This window comes from Mesorhizobium sp. B2-3-5 (genome assembly GCF_006442395.1).
GTDB lineage: Bacteria > Pseudomonadota > Alphaproteobacteria > Rhizobiales > Rhizobiaceae > Mesorhizobium.
In genome coordinates this window covers 210,988-227,353 of sequence record NZ_VFVX01000003.1, presented here as the reverse complement: position 1 = coordinate 227,353, position 16,366 = coordinate 210,988, and the positions used below count along the sequence as shown (strand labels likewise).

At 64.7% G+C, this 16,366-nt stretch carries 5 protein-coding genes; all 5 read right to left on the bottom strand.

Annotated elements, in window-relative coordinates:
* Position 1: 1 nt before the first annotated feature.
* Complete coding sequence (locus FJ958_RS31920) at positions 2-1,321, bottom strand: hypothetical protein (RefSeq protein WP_140740523.1); 1,320 nt, start codon at positions 1,319-1,321, stop codon at positions 2-4.
* A gap of 28 nt (positions 1,322-1,349) precedes the next feature.
* Positions 1,350-1,880, bottom strand: coding sequence for a tail fiber protein (locus FJ958_RS05750; RefSeq protein WP_140740520.1), 531 nt, complete (start codon positions 1,878-1,880; stop codon positions 1,350-1,352).
* Between the two features lie 9 nt (positions 1,881-1,889).
* Entirely contained in the window at positions 1,890-2,393 is a 504-nt protein-coding gene (locus FJ958_RS05745; RefSeq protein ID WP_140740516.1) for a tail fiber protein, read from the bottom strand.
* 12 nt (positions 2,394-2,405) lie between these two features.
* On the bottom strand, positions 2,406-2,906 hold the full coding sequence (locus tag FJ958_RS05740; protein ID WP_140740811.1) for a tail fiber protein: 501 nt from the start codon (positions 2,904-2,906) through the stop codon (positions 2,406-2,408).
* Positions 2,907-3,146: 240 nt separating this feature from the next.
* A complete protein-coding gene (locus FJ958_RS05735) occupies positions 3,147-16,301 on the bottom strand; it encodes a right-handed parallel beta-helix repeat-containing protein (RefSeq protein ID WP_181176293.1) in 13,155 nt (4,384 codons plus the stop codon).
* Positions 16,302-16,366: the final 65 nt, after the last annotated feature.

The window sequence follows — 16,366 nt, the reverse complement described above, 5'->3', positions numbered from 1 at the left end:
GTCAGACCGGCGGGGTCAGGTCGCGCACCACGACAATCTGCTTGAGGTTGTCGTTGGTCAGCGACGTCCAGGCATGCTCCCACTCGGAACTGTCGATGGCCATCTGGTTGACCGTCCAGAGTCCGTGGGTGCCGTCCGGCATGATCATCAGGCTGAACAAGGCGAGCCGGCCGTCGGCATTGTAGTTGAGCGTCAGGCGTGTCGAGTAGAGGGACGCGCCGAAATCGCGCCATCCCGACCAGTTCTGGGTGCGGGCGTCCCACTGCGCGTTGAATTCGTGGACACGCTGCTGGTCGGACGAGACCAGCACGATGTCGCCATCACCCTGGATGCCGGCGGCGAGCGTGTATTTGGGCACCCTGGAGTAGCCCGGCGTCGCCCATTGCGTCCATGTATCCGAGCCGGCGGGCTGCTGGCGCGTGTGCAGCACCTGCCCGTTCTGGGTCAGGGCGAACAGGTTGGTGGCGCCGAGCGGGCCGACCACCGGCGCCATCTCGGTGAAACCGCCGGTTTGGCCGTTCTGCACCCACGGCGTCCAGTCGGTGGCTTTCAGCGCTTCCGCCTTCGCCTGCTGGCAGCGGTAGAGGTGGAGGCCCGAATTGATGCCGAACAGCCCGATGCGGCCATCGGCCTGGCGTATGGCCGTGACTGCCACCAGCCCACCGGGAATCTGGATCCACTCACCCCACATCTTGGCCGGCGGAACGCGCACGTCGACGGTGACGACGATCGGCGTCGTGGTGCCGGGCGGCGTAATGGTTTTCTTCACCTGAACGACCTGGTCCGGATTCTGGTAGATCCACCAGATGCGGCCCTGATGATCGGTCACGAAAACCTCGATGCGGCCGTCGGCATCGTTGGCCATCGACAGTTTCTGGTAGCTGGTGGCGCCGGGCGGCGCACCGATGTCCATCGGCGGATTCCATTTCTCGATCGGGCCGATCTGGTTGGCGTCCTCGGTGATGAAGGACAGTTTGGTGCTCCCTGACTTCTGCGCCACCACCGCCACCCGCCCGTCCTTGGTCAGGCCGGCGGTCATGATCACATAGGCGCCGGGAGCGATGGCCGACCAGTTGGCCGGCCATGGGCCGTTCGGGGCGGTCTGCGCCTTCTGGATCAGGCGTCCGGCAGCCGAATCGATCCCCACCACCATCAGCCGCGACAATTCGAAGAAGGGCGTGCCAGCCGGCATGTTCTGATAGACGGGCGCGGTGCCTGGCGCCCGCGAGCGGGCCGGCGCCCGTCTTTCGCTGGACGCAGGCGCGGCTTCCGCCTTCTTGCCACTGGCCGCTTTCGACTTTGGAGCTGTTGTCTTGGCCATTTGATCGGTCCTGCCTGTTGGCTCGGTGTCAGGTTCTCGGCGGGTAGACGCCTTGCAGCGCGATGCAGAAATTGAGTGTGAGATACGGCATCAGGTTGTTGTGCGGCTGGTCGCCGCCGGCAGACGTCAAAGCCTGATCGGCCATCGCGACCATGTTGGCGTTGGTCGTGGCCTGATAGGCATTTCCCTGGGCCGATTGCGCAAATGAAGTCGCTGGCGTCGGCGTCTGAATGTCGGCAGGGTCGCCATTGTGCGCCCTCATGAAGTGGCTGTGCGACGGGATCTCGGATTGAAGCAAAGATACCGTGTCCGAACCGCCGGTCTCGCCCAGATAGTGCAGCGAAAGGCCGAGGCCCTGGCCCGGATGCATGGGGGCATTGCCCTGCATATCCGGCAGGGCGAAATTGGACTTGCCGTCGCCGCCATAGGTGGTCCCCAGCAACGAAAATAGCGCCGTGTTCTGAGAAAGCGGCAGCAGTTGGCCATCGCAGAAGGCCCAGCCCTTGGGTGGGAAATTGAAGGGAAAGATCCGGATTTCGGCGACGAATGGATCGGCCATGACGTCCTCTTAGGTCTGTGACGGAAAGATGCCGAACAGCGAGATGATGAAGTCGACGCAAAGATAAGGTTGGAAATTGTTATGTGGCTGGTTACCGCCTACGAAACTGACAGCTGCAGCCGCCATGTTGGCGTCGGTGACATCCGCCGTGTACAGCGTGACTGAGGGCGATGCGGCGGTCACGGAGGCAGCCGGCGAGTTCCGGGTGCCGGCCGCTGTCGAAGCGAGCATCGCATGACCATGATTTGGAAGCTGCTGCATCGTCAGCGTGATCTCTTCCGCACCGCCGGTCTCGGCCAGGACAAAGCCGTTGCCCTGGTGAATCGGCAGCCGGCCGCGCAGGTCAGGCAGCGCGAAAGTCGATTGGCCGTCGCCGCCATAAGTGGTGCCGATCAGATTGAACAGCGTCTCGTTCTCGGAGATCGGCAAGAGTTGTCCTTCGCAGAACATCCAACCGGCCGGCGCGAAATTGCCGGCAAACATGCGGATTTCGCCAACGTAAGGCTGTGCCACGATGCGTCTCCGTTAATTCTGCGAGGGGAAGATGCCCTGCAGCGCAATGCAGAAGCTGAGCGTCAGGAACGGTTGCATGTTGAGGTGTGCCTGACTGCCGCCAGCATTGGCAATGGTTGTCGGATTCAGTGAGGTGAGGCTGGTTGGCGCCCCATAGGCATTGAGCGTGGACGCCAGGACATTGTTGGCGGGAAAGCTGACGTTTCCGGCAGTGGCTGTCGATGCCATGGCTGTGTGCACATGCGTGGGCATTTCGGAGATCGACAGCGTGTGGCTCTGTTCACCGCCGCGCTCGCCAAGCGTGTGGCCGCCGCCCCTGTGCATGGGCGCGCGTGCCTGCAAGTTAGGCAAGCCGAAATTCACCCGGCCATCGCCGCCAAAAGTGGTTCCGAGCAGCGAAAACAGCCCCTGGTTCTGGTTGATGGGAAGAAGCTGGCCGTTACACAACGCCCACCCTTTGGGTGGAAAATCGAATGACATGATCCTGATTTCGGAAAGAAAAGGCTCTGCCATCGAAATCCCCTCCGACACGGCTCATAACAACATCTGGCGGGCAAAGTCTTATCGTGTCGAACCATAAAGCATATGGCTCAGCAAAACGCCCTCTGATCGTCACGGAACTTTGACACCGCCAAATTAGCACTCAGCATAGCCGCTGATGTAGTTGAATTCAAGTAGCCATTAACAGTTCCGACGCGGTTCTATTCTAGCGAAAACTTAGTCAACTTGATGGGCCGACACGAGAACGAACCGTCAATTCGGCACCGTCGGCAGTGGTGTCGTGCCGCTCAGGAATCCATGTCCACTCGTCGTGAATTGCGACGTCGTCGTGATGTCGCTTGCCGGCGTCAGGCCTGGATTCAGGCCGCTGAGATACGAGATGACAGCCGCCGTATCGCCGGCGGCGCCGGCATAGCCTTGTAGATGGACGGTAGAGTCGTTGCGCTGACGAATCCGGATTGTGCTTCCCGAGTTGGGCGGCGTCGCGCCGAGATCCACCGTGTTTCCGAAGATATTAAGGAATGCGACGTTGTTGGTCGAAACCGCGGCAGCGCCAATATTGAAGACAATACCGTGCTGCGAACCGGCGCCGGGGGTGTCGATGATGTTGTTGCTTACCGTCGCATTGAGCACAGCCGTTCCGTTGTCCGGCTCGCCATCCTGAAGGTTTATTGCGGGGCCACCACCCCAACCCGAAACGTGATTGCTATCGATGATGACCGTCATGATGCCGCCGGTAGAATGGTTCTCCGCGCGAATGCCGGAAGACTGCGTCGTGCCCGAAGTGGCGTTGCCCACGGTGCCGATGGTGTTGCCCGCTACCTGACCCTGCCAAATGCCGCTGCCCGCGCCCTCATTGACGTTGATTGCACCGCCCTGAATCGTTCCCGTCATTATATTGTTCGAGATGTTGAAATTCACATGCTCGGTGCTGCCGGCGGAGCCACCGGAAATCGTTATGCCTTGGCCGAGCGCGTTGACGCCACCGCCACCCGAGAAAGTATTGCCCGTGGCGACGATGGTCATCGTCGCACTGTTGTCGCCGACGGTTTGCAGATGGTCGCCATTGGTGGCGGCAAACGTGTTGCCGGTCACATGCGCGGTGACGGTGGCGGTGCCATTCGCCTCGATGAAGAGATTGTCGTTGCCATTGGTGCCGGTATCGGTGTCGCGGATGGTGTTGCCCGAGATCGTCAGGGCGAGCGTACCGCTTGAGGTCAGGATGCTGATATTGTCCTGATGACCACCCTTGACGACGCTGTTGGTAATGGCCGCCGTGCCGGTCAGATCGGTGAAATAGATGCTGCCCTGATTGATCGCGCTGCCCCCATTGGCCCCGTCGATCGTCGAGTTGGCAAGCGTGAAACCGTTGACAGTCGTGCCGCCGATGCCGTTGCCGGATGTGTTGGTGACGTGGATATTTGTCAGCGACACCTTGGCCGTGTTCGTCAGCGATATGCCGTCGCCCGACGTGTTCTGGATTGTACCACCGCTATTAGCGGCACCCGTGCCCGTCACCGTCAGCCCGCCGCTGGACCCGGTGGTGTTGAGCACGATGCCGTTGACCGCGCCGTTGGACGAAATGCTCTGGAACGTCAGGTTGGCCGCGCCGATCGTCGTATTGGCGACGTTGAGTGCGGTCGCGGTGCCCGAGTTGATGCTGCTGCCGGTGCCGGTGGCGCTGATCGTGCCGCCGCCGGTGGCGGTGAAGCCGGCAGTGCCGCTGCTCGAGGTGTCGATCGTCAGCGTGTTGGCGAAGTTGATGGTCGAGCCGGTGTTGCTGTTCAGGAAGATGCCGTCGCTCGCGCCAGTCGAAGTGATGGCGCCGTTGAACGTGACCGAGCCGCCGGTACGGTTCTGGATGTCGATCGTCCGGCCGTTGCTGCTCTTGGTGATCGAGCCGCCGTAGGTGATGGAGGCGGTGCCGCCAGAGCCAAGGAAGGCGACGCCCGTGGCGCCTGTCAGCGAACCGGTTCCCAGGCTGACGACGCCGGCGCCGGTGACACCGCTGACCACGACATTGTTGACGCCGCCGCCCGAGGTGGTCGAGGTGAAGTTGATGCCTGTCGTCGTGGCGATGCCGTTAAGGTTGATCGCCTGGCTGGCAGTCGTGCTCACCGAGCCGGTGGCGACATTGACCGTGCCGCCATTGGTGGCGGTGAAGGCCGTGTTGGAGCCGCCCGTTGTGATGGTGAGATTGGCGAAGCTGACGGTCGAGGTCTGGCCGCCATTGTTGATCGAGACAGCGGCGCCGGCGGCGTTGTTGTGGTTGACGGCCCCGGTGAAGCTGACCGTGTTTGCTCCCGTCGCGCCGGAGATGACGATGCCGCTGGCCCCAATGCTCGATGTAACCGTGCCGGCAAAGCCGAAGCTGCCGCCGGAGCGGTTGGTGATGCTGACAGCCGTGCCGGCGACGCTGGCGACCGAGCTCGTGCTGTCGAAGCTGAACGCAGCATCGCCACCGACGACGGACAGGCCGCCGCCGCCCGTCGTATCGACATTGGTGGCGGTGACCGTACCGGAGGCAGCGCCGAACTTGATTGCGGTCCCGGGCGCCCCCGTGGAGACGAGGAAGAGATTGGCCAGCGTCGTCGTGCCTGTGGCGCCGGTGCCGAAGTCGATATCGGCGCCGGTGACGTTCCTGATCGTCATGTTGCTGATCGTGGCGTTCGCAGTGCCGTTGCCGCTGATGCCGATAGCGGCATTCACGCCCGTGCCGTCGTCACCATTGATGGTAAAGCCGTCAATGATGTTGCCGCTGCTGCCCAGCGTGATGACGCTGCTGCCATCCGCGCTTGTCAGCGTCGCCGCGCCGCCGGACGTCTGATCGGCGATCGAAAGGCTGTTGCTGGCCAGCTGGACCGGCAACGGCACATTCAGCGCCAGGTTGATGTTGCCGTTGCCGAAGCCGCGCACCTGTTCATTGGCCTGCAGAACCAGCGTGTTGTTGCCGTTGCTGCTTGCCGCGGTGATGACGCCATTGTTGACGAGAACGATGATGTCGGTCGAAACCGCCGCCGCTTCCGCTGTCGAGAGCGTCGCGAGATTGTTTTGGTCTTTGCCGCTGCCGTCGCCGGTCGCGCTGGCGCCGACGAAATAGGTCTTGCCGATGCCGAAGCCGAGGCCGGGGCTCGCCTGGAAGTTCACGTCCTTGAAATTGTAGGTGCCGGAGGCCGGCGCGCTGGAGGCGTCGATGCCGACATTGGCGCTGATGGTCGAGCCCTGGTCGGTCCCCGATTCGCCGTCGCCAAAGGTGAAGGCGAGGTTCGTCGTGCTGTTCAGGAATATGCCGGTGTTGACGCCGGCGATGCTGGAGCTCACGCCGCCGGCAGCCGCGTCGCCGAGGCGCATGGTCTGGCCGCCGGTGGCGCCGCGCAGGTCGACGCCGATCGAGGTGCCGGCGGCAGCCGCGTTGGTAACGTCGAAATCGGCGGCCGTGATCGCCGCGTTGATCGTCGCGCCGTTGAGACTGAAGGCTGTCGCCGTGGAGCTGTTGAGGCCGATGCCGAGCGAGTTGAAGGACAGCGCCGCACCCAGCGTGCCGGAAACCGAGACGCCGGTGCCGGTGATGCCCTGCAGGGTGACCGTGCCGAGCGCGATCGCGCCGGCGCCGGACGACGCGACGTTGGTCAGCGCGATGCCGGTTGCCGCACCGCTGGCCGAGACGCTGGAGAAGTTCACGCCGCCAGCGCCGACGGTGACGCCGTTCAAGCTGAGCGCGGTGCCGGTGCCGGTCGAAATGGTGTTGCCGGACCCCGTGGCGCTGATTGTGCCACCGCCCGTGGCGCTGAAGCCGGCGGCGCCGCTGCCGCTGGTGTTGAGGGTCAGCGTGTTGGTGAAATTGATGATCGCGCCGGTGTTGGTGGCAAGAGCAATGCCGCCGCTGGTGCCGCTGGCTGCAATGGTTCCGCCGAAGCTTGCCGTGCCGCCGGTGCGGTTCTGCACCGAGACAATGTTGTTCGCATTGTTCTTGGCGATGGTGCCGGCATAGGTGATGTTGCCCGCGCCGCCATCGACGTTGAAGCCCACGCCGCTCGGGTTGGTGATCGAGGTGTTGGCGCCGAAGCTGAAGGTGCCGTTCGAGCCGGTGGTGATGTCGACGCCGGCATCGCCGCCGTTCAGCGTCGTCGTGCCGTTGAAATTGTAGGTGCCGTCGGCGTTGCTGAACTGCAGGCCGGTGCCGTTGGTCGCCGACAGCGTGCCGGTGCTGAAGGTCAGCGTGCCGGTATGGCCGCCCGAGACGCTGACCATGGCGGCGTTGCTGGCCTGCGTGATGTTGCCGGAATAAGTGACATTCGCCGTGCCGCCGCTGACCAGGAACGCCGTGCCCGTGGCGCTGCTGAGCGCGCCGGCGCCGAGGCTGACCGTGCCGGTGACATTGGTCAGGCCGACATTGTTGGCGCCGCCGCCGGACGAGGTCGAATCGAGATTGACGTTGGTGGTCATGCCGAAGAGGCTGATCGCCTGGCCGCCGGTGGAATTCACCGTCTCGCTGCCGGTGGTGGCGATGACGTTCATCGTGCCACCGCTTCCGGCAATGCCGGCACCGGTCGTGGTGGCGATGGTCAGGCCACCGTTGAAGCCGGTGGTGCCACCGCTTTGCGTGAGTCCGGCGCCGCTCGTCGTGTCGATATTGACGAGCCCGGTGACGTTGAGCGTGCCGGTCGCCCAGCCGATGCCGCCGCCGTTCGTGTTGTTGACCGTCACCGTGTTGAAATTGAAGGTGCCTGTGTTGGTGTTGATGGCGCTGATGCCATCGCCCGTCGTTCCGGTGACGCTCGTCGCGCCGGTGACGGTGAACGTTCCGGCGACACCGTCGAAGATGATGCCGTTGGCGCCGCCGCTGGCGGAGACGCTGTCGACCGTCATGTTGACCGTCAGCGGGTCGAGGTTGAATGCGGCGCCGTTGGTGGTGTCGACCGATCCGCCGCTGCTGTTCAGCGCGAAAGTGGTGTTCGCCGCCTTGGCGTCGACCAGCAGGCCGGTGCCGCCATCGTTGAAGGCGGTGAACGTGCCGAGATCGAGCGTGCCGCTGGTGTTGACGAGGCTGAGACCGTCGCCCTGCGCCCGCGCAGCCAATGTCCCAATGTCGAGCGTGCCCACACTGACGGTGCCGCCGGCGCCGGTGGAATCGAACGTTATATTGTTGAAGGCGATGCCGCCGCCGGTGCCGCCGAGGACCGTGTTGCCGGCAAACGACCGGATGGCGATCGAATTCTGCGTCGCATTGATGTTCTGGCCGACAAAGGATGCGGCCAGTGCGGACCCGGTCGATTGCAGCGTGTTGCCGTCGAGCGAGAGCAGAAGCGTGTCGGCCGGCGCACTGGTGGTCGAGAAGTCGAGCGCACGACCACCGGCCGCGATGTCGTTGTTCCGGAGGAAGAAGCTGGAGGCGGATGTCGCATCGACGGCGACGCCGGCGCCGGTGCCGGTATTGCGGATGATCAGGTTCTCGATGCCGCCGGTGAAGGCGCCACTGCCGGTGGTCGCCAAATTGACGACCGAGGTGGCGCTGTTGCTCTGCAGAATCGGGCGCAGCGAATCGATGCCGGCCGGCGCCGCGATAACAGGTGTGTTCTGCACCGTGGTGAAATGGAACGCCGCCGAGGCGCCACCGCCGGCATCGACACCGAGCTGCGACACATCGACGGCCGCGTCGCCGCTCTTGAAGGCGAGCAGCACTTGCCCGTCATCGAGCTGGAACGTGCTTCCAGCCATGTCGATCGTCGACTGGCTGCCGCCGGTGGTCTTGTCGATCAGCACGATGACATTGGCGGTGGAGGCCTGGGCGCTCGTATAGCTGCCTGGATTGGCAAGGCTGCCGTCGCCGGTGCCGCCTTCGACGACGTAGTAGACACTGATCGACGACAGGTTGGCGGTGTCGCCAGAGAAATTGACGTCGTTGAAATTGTAGTCGCCCGCGGTCGGCAGGCTGTCGGTGGCGTGGATGACCTGACCGCCCGTGGTCGCGATCGACGATTCGGCCGGCCCCTGGCCGTCGCCGAACACCAGTCTGGCGTTGGTGGCGCTGGAGAACTGGACACCATATCCGACATTGCTGATGGTAGAGGTCTGGCCGGTCGGGTTGTTGTTGACGAGATCGCCGAGCTGGATCGTACCGGTGCCGGTGGTGCCCGCCATGTCGATGCCGATCGTGCCGGCGAAGCCGCCGCCGCCAACGTCGAAATCACCGGCGGTGATGGTGCTCGTGCCAAGCGAGGCACCATTGAGGTCGAGGCCGACCGCGTTGGCGGTATTGAGCCCGATCTTCAGGCTGTCGAAGCCGAGCGCCGAACCGAGCGTGCCGGAAATATCGACGCCGCGCGAGGTGATGTCTTTCAGGTCGACCGCGCCCAGGCTGATGCCGCCGCCGCTGACATTGTTGAGCGAAACGCCGGTCGCCGCGCCGTCGGTTGTGACGGAGGCGAAGTTGATCCCGCCGGCTCCCACGGTCGCGCCGTCGAGGTTGAGCGCGGTGCCGGTTCCGGTCGTGATGGTGTTGCCGCTGCCGGTGACGCTGACCGTGCCGCCCTCGAAGGTGCTGGCGCTGAAGCCGGTGCCGCTGGCGGTGGTGATCTTGAGACCGCCATTGGTAAAGTTGAGCGTACCCACACCCTGGTGATTGACCGTATCTCCACTTGGGTCCTTGGTGACGGCGTTGTTGCCACCGCTGCTGGTGTCGAAGACCTTCGACGTGCCGTCGAAGGTAATCGTTCCATCCGAGAAGCCATTGACATAGACGCCTTGGCCCGAACCATGGTGGTCGATGGTGCTCGAAATCGTATACGAGCCGTCGGCCGTCCAGAAATCAAAGGCGTTCGAGGACGTGGTCGAGCTGACCGAGCCGGTCAGGGTCAGGTGGGTCCAGTCGCCCGCGCCAGTTGCCACGGCGGCGCCGGTGCCGACCTTGATCGACCCGTTGTAGTCCAGCGTACCAAAGGCAAGATTATTACCGCCCGAGAGGGCGAGGGCCGAATTGAGGGTGCTTGTCGTCGCGCCGATGCTGGCGCTGCCGCCATTGCCGCCGACATGGATGGTCCCACCCTGCGTGTTCAGCGCGACGCCCCATTTCCCACCGTCGATGGTCAGGGTGGATCCGGCGACATTGGCGATGTTTATGGTGCCAAGCTGGCCGCCAATATCAAACCCGGTCTCGCTCACGTCGAGATCGATCGTGCCGGTGAAATTGACCGCGCCAGCGCCGCTCAAGTCGGCCAGCGAGGCGCCGATGAATCCGGTATCCCTGAGCCCGCCAATGTTGATATTGCCCGCGAGATTGGCGCCCGATAGGAACACGCCAGCACCGTCCGAATTCGATACGGCCGAGATGCTGTCGAAGGTAACACCGGCACTGCCCACATCGGCGGAAGCTATGATCAACCCGTTCGCGCCGGAGGTGATCTTGTTGCCGCTGCCGGATACGCTGACAGCGCCGCCATAGCCCGCGACGAAGCCTGCCCCGGCTGCCGTCGTTATATCAAGGCCGCCATTGGCGAAATTGATCGTGCCGTTCGTGTTCGGCGCCGGCGCGCCCGCCGGATAATTGCCCGCGAGACCCAGGCTGACGCCATCGGTCGCGCCCGAGCTGATCTGCTTGGTGGCGCCCGAGAAGGTGACGGTTGCCGCCGCGCCGTTGTCGATCCCGCCAACGAGAATATTGCCGCCGCCAGCCGCGTTGTTGTCGGTGAGGTTGCCCGACAGCGTCACCGAGCCGCCGGTGAGTTCCTGAATCGAGACCGCGGCGCCCAGACCGTTGCTGGCAATGGTGCCGGCATAGGAGATGACGGCGTTGCCGCCGCTGGCATTGGTGGCCGAGCCGACATTGAACGACGCGCCCGTGCCGGTGTTGGTCAGCGTGCCGGTGCCGAAATTGGCGGTGCCGGCCAGATTCCGCAGGTCGATGCCGTTGCCGGAGGTGAATGTCGCGCTGGTCGAGGCGAAATTGATACCGGCGGTGATGCCGTCGAGCGCCACCGCTTGCCCGTTGGCGTTTGCCAGGGTCCCGGTCGTGACGTTGATCGTGCCGCCGCCGGTGGCGGTGAAAGCTGTCGCTCCATTGGTGGAAACGTCCAGGTCGGCGAAGGTGACCGTGGAGCCGGTGTTGCCGGCGAGCGAGATGCCATTGCCGCCGATCGTCGCCTTGTCGGTGAAATTCACCAAGCCGCCTGTGCGGTTGGCGATGTCGACGCCGCCGCCGGTCAGCGTTCCGGCCGTTGCGCTGTTCGGCAAGGTGCCGCGCGTCACCGTGATGTCGCCGGCGCCGCCATTGGCTTCGAGCAGCGTGCCGGCGACGTTGATGTTGTTGTTGATGATCGACAAATTGGTGTCGACGTCGGCGACCTTGAACGCCGTCTGGCCGGCGGCGACATTGCTGACCGTCACGCCTTCGATGATGACGCCGCCGGTGTTGTCGAAGCCGATCGCGTTCTGGTCGATCGTGAAAACGGAACCGGTGGCGCCGGTGAAGTCGAAAGCCGTGTTGCGCACCTGGTTGCCACCGAGCAGGTGCATGAAATCGCCGCTGCCGGTGACCACGCCTTCGTTGCCGGTGACGCTGCCGCCGGTGGCGCCGAGATTGCCCTGGACATTGATCGGCTGGACGGTGCCGGAGGTAAAGATGGAGGTGCCGTTGCCGAAGCCGGTGATCGACTGGCCCGAATCGAGCGTGAACGGCGTGGCGCTGAGGTCGACCGTGCCGACGAAGGCGAAGGTCAGGTTGCCGGTCATGGCATCGGCCTGGGCAACCGTGACCGTCGTCACCGCGGCGCTGAGCCCGTCGGTGCCGGCGGCGATCACACCACCGCTCTGGGAGACCATGATGACGCCGCCGACCGCGCTGGCCAGATGGGCGGGGCCGGTGAAGGTCACGTCGTCGAAATCGTAATTGCCGAGGCTCGGATCGAGCCCGATGGTGTTGACGGTGTAGCCGCCGGCCGCCGCGGTGATGGAGGATTGCCGCCCGTCGCCCGCATTGCCGTCGCGGAAGGTGAAGTTGGCGTTGGCCGAGGTCGCCGTGGTGCCGCCCGAGGACAGCTCGACGCCGACGCCTGCATTGGTGATGCTGGAGCCGCGCAGGAAGGTGATGGTCTTGTTGCCTGACGTCGACGACAGGTCGATGCCGCGCGAGGTCAGGTCGCCGGTGCCGGTGATCGTCGTCAGGCCGAAACCGGCCGTGGTGGACGAGCCGCTGAAGTCGATGCCGGTCTGGTTGGCGCCGGCACCCAGCGTCACATTCGTCGTGCCAAACGTCACGTCGGCATTGGTGCCGCTGAAATTGATGCCGGCCGTGCTGGCGGCCGAGCCCATCGTCACGCTGGTCGTGCCCGTGAACGTCACCGAACCCGCATTGCCGCCGATATCGATGCCGTTGCCGCCGGCGCCCGAAACGGTGACGGCGCCGAAAGTGGCGCTGCCGGCGACGTTCGAAATCGACAGGCCGTTTCCGGTTGCATTGGTGACCGACAAGGGCGCGGTCACGCTGAGGGTCGCGCCGGCGCCAAGGCCGGAGACAACCGCACCACCGCTGCCGGTCGCGGTCAGCGCCGAGCCCGAGAAGCTGATCGTGCCGCCGGTCGGGGCACCATTGGAGCCGATGGCGAATAGGTTGCCGGTGCCGGTCGAGGTTATCGCCCCGGTGAAGGCAACCGAGCCGCCAGTGATGCCATCGACTTTCACCGCCGTACCCGGTGCGGTCGCCGAACTGGTGATGGCGGCGCCGATGGTGATGGCCGCGCTGCCGCCGGAAACGACGACACCGTCGCCGGTGCCGGAATTGGTGATGGTGCCGCCGATGCCGATCGTACCGGTGTTGCCGTTCAGGCTGACGTCGGCGCCGTTGACGCCCGACGTGACGAGATTGTTGACGCTGACGGTTGCGCCACTGTTTTGTACCGTAAATCCGGGTCCGCTGCCGCCGACCGTGGCTAGGGTGGTCGTGCCGTTGAACGTGTAGGTGCCGCTGGCGATATTGCTGAGGCGAATGGCGTCGCCATTGGCGCGGCTGATGCTTACGGCGCCGAAGGTGACATTGCCGCCGCTGGTGTTGTCGATGACGATGCCGGTCGGAACGGCGCCGCCGGCGCCGTCGACGGTTACGCTGGCGAACGTCACGCCGGAAGCGCCGATGGTCAGGCCGCTAGCGCCGCCGAGAAGCTGGAGGCCCTTTTCGGTTGCGCCGGCGCCGGTGTTGATCGTGTTGCCGGAGCCGGTCACCGTCAGTGTGCCGCCATTGACGGCGCTGAAGCCAAAGCCGCCGTCGGTGGTCAGGTCGAGGCCGCCGGTGAAGTTGATCGCGCCGCCCGTATCGCCGCTCAGGTCGATCGCGTTGGCCGCGCCGGTGCTGGCGGTGATCTTGCCGCCGAATGTGGCGCTGCCGCCGGTCATGGCGTTGATCTTGACGGCGCTCGCGGCGGCGGTCTGGTCGATCGTGCCGTTATAGGTGAGGTTTGGCGTCGAGGAATCGATGTTGAACGCCACGCCTGTCGTGCCGGCGATCGAGCTTGCCGCGTCGAAGGTCAAGGTGCCGGTGGTGCCGCCGGTGATGCTGACGCCGGTGCCGGCGCTGATGACGTCGAAATTGTTGAAGGTGCCGGTGCCGCTGAAATTGTCGAGCGCAAGGCCGGTGGCGACGCCGCTCGCCGTCACGCCCTGGACCGTTAGGCTGCCGGAGCCGGAGGCACTGATCGCGGCTCCGGAGCCGGCGGAAATGTTGAAATCGAGCAACGAGCCGCCGGCCGCGGCGGTCACGACGGCGCCAGCACCGGAATTGGTCAGCGTCGCCGCGCCGCCGCCGGGGTCCGAAATCACTGTGTCGTGCTGGATGTTGTCACCGGTGACGTTGACCGGAATGCCGCCGAGCGAGAAGCCGCGGCCGTTGCCGAACGATGCCAGCGTCTGGCCGGCGCTGAGCGAGAAGCCGCCCGTGGTGGCGATGGGCGAGCCCTCGTTGACCAGCACGAAGATCGCGTTGCTCTGGGTGTCGAGGTCGGCCTGGTCGATCGCCAGCAGGCTCGAGGTCGAGGAGCCGTCCCCGGACGATCCGATGGCGCCGACGAAGATCACATTCTGCTGGTCGAACAGCTGCGGACCGCTGAAAATGGTCGACCCGAACCCGTAATGGCCAAGCGTCTGGTTGAGGCCGCGCGCGTCGAGCGAGGCGGTGCTGCCGGAAATGGAACCGCCGCCGAAGCTGAATTCGGCATTGGCCGAATGGGTCAGCGATCCGGTGATGCCGAGGCGCACGCCCGTGTCGACGCCCGAAATGGTGCCGCCATTGGTGACGGTGATCGTGGCGTCGCCGGTCGTGTCGGCGAGGTCGATGCCGATGCTGCCGCCGGCGCCGGCGCCGGTGATGTTGAGCGACCGCGCGGTGAAATTCGTCTGGCTGCCGGAGAAATCAAGGCCCGTGCCGACGCCGAGGCCGGAGATGACGATGTTGCCGGCCACCACGGCGGCGTTGACGCCCGTAAACGACATGCCGCCGGCGCCGGGGTTGGTGATGTTGATGTCGCCGAAGCGGATCGTTGCGGGCGATTCGGAAATGGCGATTGCCGGTCCGGTCGTGTTCGAGATCGTGGTGTTGCCGGTGACGGTGAAGCTGCCCGAGACATGGTCGAGCACGACACCCGAGGGGCCGCCGTTCTGGGTGATCGAATCGAGCACGACATGGGCGGTGATCGGGTCGATATAGACGCCGATGCCGCCATTGCCGGCGATGGTGCCGCCGGTGGTGGTGAACGTGCCGCCGCTCGACGTGCCCTGCACGGTGATGCCGCGGTCGGTATTGTTCAGCGCGTTGATCGTGGCGAAGGTGTAGGTAGCCTGGCCCGTAATATCGAGGCCATCATCGCCGTTGCCCTGCAGCAGCGTCGTGCCGGTGAAATTGTAGGTGCCGTTGCCTTCGATGTGCAGGCCGTCGAGACCGTTGCCCGAGGCGGTGAAATTGGATCCGGTGATCCCGATCGAAGTGCCCGTGAAGTCGGCGCCGTTGCCGCCGGCATTGGTCACCGTGACGTTGGTCAGCTTGGCGCCGGTGATGTTGTTGCCGAAAATGCCGTCGGCGCCACCGGTGATGGTGATGCCATTCAGCGTGTTGCCGTTGCCGAGCGTGATGACGTTGTTGGCGACGTTGGTGCCCTGGATGGTGCCGTCGCTGCCGCCCAGGTTGAAGGTCGTGGTGCCGCCGTTGAAAAGCCTGGCGGTAACGCTCTCGCCGCCGCCGATGACGGTCTGGCCATTGGCCAGCGTCACGCCGGCGGTCGTCAGATCGCCATTGCCGCCAAGGGCCACCACAAAGCCGCCGCTGCCGGCCTTGGCGACCGCGTCGTCGAGCGTCGTCGGGTCGCCCAGCGTGCCGGTGCCGGCAAGCCCCCCATCGGCGAAGTAGAACTTGCCGAAGGCGGTATTGGTGGCGGCGTTGATGGCGACGCGCGTCGTCGAGCCGCCAGTCTTGTCCTGCGACTGGATGCGGACGCCGATATCGCCGCGCACACGCTCGTTGAGCCGCTTGCGCAGGCCTTCGCTGACCGGATAGACCGGCTCCGGCCCGCTGTCTGCTCCATCACCCGAGCCATGGCCGGGATTGAACGGGATGTTCAGCCGCACGCTGCCGGCGAACTGGGTGTCGTCGCGGTTGTCGTTGCGGACCTCGCCGGCGAAGACCAGCGAGGTGCCGCTGCCGAAGACATCGCCGATCGTGTATTCCAACCCGGCCTTGGCGCCGGTGACGCTGCCGTCGTCGCCGTGCGGATCCTCGAAATGGTAGCCGCCGATATCGAGCCGCAGCGAATGCTTGTCGGGCAGGTTGACCGGTACCTGGGCGCCGATCTCGCCCTCGATGCCCCATGCCGCGTAATCGCGATGGTCGAGCACCGATATCTGCTCGATCAGCTGATTGGAGACCATCGAGAGGGTCGAGCTGACCGAATGGTCGGTGCTGTCGCCCTTGATCGGCACGAAGACGTTCACATGCGCGTCGAAGTTCGGCGTGATCGCCTCGGCGCCCAGCGTGGCCGATGTGAACTGGGTGCCGTTGTAGTTTTCGAGATTGATATAGGCGTAGCCGCCGACCATCAGGTCGGGGTTGACGATCCGGCGAATGCCAAGGCCGATGTCCTGGCCGGAGGCGTCCTTGAAATCGTGCTTGGCCCGGACGTCCAGGAACAGCACCGATTCGGCGGTCTGCTTGATCGGGATGAAGCCTTCGAGCGCGGCATTGCCGCCATTGTTGTCGGCGCCGATGATGGCCCTGACCTGCGGCTGCCAAAGCCCGGTGTCGTCGGAATAGGCGGCTGCTCCCGAAAGCGCCAGCGCCAGCGTCGAAAGCGCTGTCGTCTTCAGGAGGTTTGCGGCGAAACGCGAACGACCGCCGCCGGCGCGCGCGCGGAGCCCCTCCCGACGCAGCGCCATATCACCAACCTGCCGAGATTCCTCGGTAGTTCCCATCCCCGGCGTGCCCTTCCAGGACTACACGT